At 69.7% G+C, this 2750-nt stretch carries 1 protein-coding gene and 1 pseudogene; both read right to left on the bottom strand.

The genetic code is table 11. The annotated features are described in order from the left end of the window. Window positions 1-507: pseudogene (locus AB0M20_RS36485) on the bottom strand (hypothetical protein); the annotation flags it as partial. 42 nt (window positions 508-549) lie between these two features. Beyond that, window positions 550-2750: transglycosylase domain-containing protein (locus AB0M20_RS36480; protein WP_364305229.1), on the bottom strand; the 2201-nt coding region annotated here is incomplete at its 5' end.

Genomic DNA, 2750 nt, shown 5'->3' with positions numbered 1-2750 from the left:
GGCGCTGATCAGGAACCGGCGCCACCGGTCCGGGCCGTACGTCGCCGGGCCGCGGGTTCGCAGCACCAGCGCCGCGTGGCGGGCGGCGGGGTCGCGGCCGGGGCTATCGGTGCCTCGGGGGGCCGTGCCGCCGCCGAGAAGGTCGGCGAGGCGGGCCAGCGCGAAGTAGACGGTGTCGACGAGGTGGACGCGGGCAGTGCCGGCGAGCGGGCCGGAGGGTCCCAGCAGGTCGCGTACGAGGTCGCGGTGGCGCGGGCGCAGAACCGCGCCGGCCTTCAGCTCCCCCGGCGGACCGCCGTCCATCCGGCGGCGCAGGCCGGCGATCACCTCGGCCGCGGTCTCCCCGTCGATGTGGATCGACGCGTGCGCGAAGACCGGCACGTGCCCGCCGACGAGATTGCCGCCGGCGAAGCCGGACTCGTCGCAGGCGATCTCCAGGTGGGGCGAGCCCCGCGCGCGGCCGGACGCCCACCGGCGGATCACCACGGGTGCGGGCCGGTCCCCCATGCCGGTGATGGTGCCACCGCGGCCCGAGGCCGGCGACCCAATTCAGTCGCCGGGCGGCACGATGGCCGGCTCCTCCTTCTTGCCCGCGCTCACCTCGATGCTCACGAAGCCGCCCTTGACCGTCCGGCCGGCGGGCTCGGTGCCGGCCGCCTGACCCTTCGGGCAGTCGGAGGCGACCTCCGCGCCGACCGTCGCCTCGAACCCGGCGCCCTCGATGCGGCTCTTCGCCTCGTCGACGCTCACACACTCGACGCCGGGGATCTCACGCTGCTCGCCCAGCGCGATCTTCGTACCCTTGGGCTCCTTGAACTGGACCTTCTTCTTGCCCTTCATGATGTCGCGCAGGGTCTTCTCGACCGCGGGGTTCACCACGTCGTGGCGCATCTTGTACGGATGGTTCTGATGGTCGGGGTTGACCAGATAGCCCGCCACCACCATCGAGTGCGTGCCGATGATCAGTGACGCCGTCTTGTCCTGGTCGGTGGTGCCGGTCTTGCCGAAGATCGGGTGGCCGACGATGCCGCGGGCGTCACCGGCCGTGGTGTGGCCGCCGCACGAGCCGAGCTGAGCGCGGTCGCCGATCGGGCAGCGGGCCGCGTCGATCGCCGCGCGGGCCACGTCGGAGTCGGTCGCCCGGCGGCAGTCCGGCCGGGCGAGGTCGAGCTTCTCCTTGTTCATGGTGACGATCTGCTCGACCGGCGTCGGCTCGCAGTACACGCCGTCGGCGGCCAGGGTCGCGTACGCGTTGGCCATGTCCAGCGGGGTGGACGATGAGACGCCCAGCGTGAAGGAGCCCCAGTCGTTGGCGTAGTTGGTGGCCAGGTCGAGGTCGTGCGGGTCGCGGAACTTGACGCCGAAGCGCTGGGCGACGTCGACGACCTTCTTCGCGCCGACGCGTTCCTCCAGCGGCACGAAGTAGGTGTTCACCGAGCTGCCGAAGCCCGTCCACATGTTGTACGGGCCCTTCTCGCTCTTCGACGCGTTCACCGGGCAGTAGTGACCGCCGCACTCCGCGGGAGCCCCGGAGTCGCGATAGGTGGGCGATTTGTAGCGGTAGGTGGTGTTGATCGGGTACGCGAGCGGGAAGTCGTTCTCCAGCGCCGCCACCATCGTGAAGATCTTGAAGACCGAGCCGGCCTGGTATCCCGTGATGTCGCCGCCGCCGGTGAGCAGCGGGTTCGTCGTGTTGGGGTACGTGCCGCGAATACCCTTGCGGGCCTTGGCGGGGTTCGACGACGGCTTGTTCTCCGGGCGGGCCGCGTCGTCGACCTTGAAGCGGCGGTTCGCGGCGAGTGCGCGTACCCGGCCGCTGCCCGGCTCGACCCCGGCGAGCAGCAGCGCGTCGCGGTCGTTGACGCCGATCTGGGCGGCGATGTTCTTGCGCGCCGCCGCCTGCGCCTTCACGTCCAGCGTCGCCTGGATGCGATAGCCGCCGATCTTGAGCCGCCGCGCGCGCTCGAACTCGGTCTTGCCGAACTCGGGCCGGCTCATCCACCAGCGGTAGAAGTAGTCGCAGAAGAAGCCGTGGCTGTTGTTCTTCACCGCCGCGCAGCCGTTGCCGCTGCGCTTCACCGTGTGGCCGAGCTTGACCTTGATCGCGTCGGCGGCCTGCTTGGCCGTGATGTAGTTGAGGTCGCGCATGTTGCCGATGACCCAATTGCGCCGGGTGAGTGCCTTCGGGTGGCCCTTGGCCGTGGTGATGTCCATCCCGGACGGCGACTTGACCATCCCGGCGAGCAGCGCGGACTCGGCGACGGTGAGGTTCTTCGGGCTCTTCTGGAAGTAGACCTGTGCGGCCGCGGCGATGCCGTACGCGCCGTTGCCGAACGGCGCCTGGTTGAGATAGCCCACCAGGATCTGATCCTTGCTCAGCTCCCGCTCCACCTGCATCGCGTACTTCATCTCGGCGATCTTGCGCTTGTGCGTGTTCTCGGTGGCGTCGACGACCTCCTGCGCGGTGTGCGCCGAGTAGGACAATGACATGCGCACGAACTGCATCGTCAGCGTCGAGGCGCCCTGCTGGCCGTCGTTGGAGCCGCTGCTGTTGCTGACGAACGCGCGGGCGATGCCTTTGACGTCGACCCCGTTGTGCTCGTAGAACTTGTGGTCCTCGGCGGCGACGATCGCGTGCAGCATGTTCGGCGAGATGTCCTGCAGCGGCACGTTGCTGCGGAACTCGTCCCAGAACACCGCGATCTCGGTCTTGCCGTCGGCCGCCACCAGCCGGCTGACCTGCGGCGTGA

The sequence above is a fragment of the Actinoplanes sp. NPDC051633 genome (genome assembly GCF_040681735.1).
Classification (GTDB): domain Bacteria; phylum Actinomycetota; class Actinomycetes; order Mycobacteriales; family Micromonosporaceae; genus Actinoplanes.
Note: the sequence above shows the minus strand (reverse complement) of the source record. Positions and strands in the feature narration are given on the sequence as shown.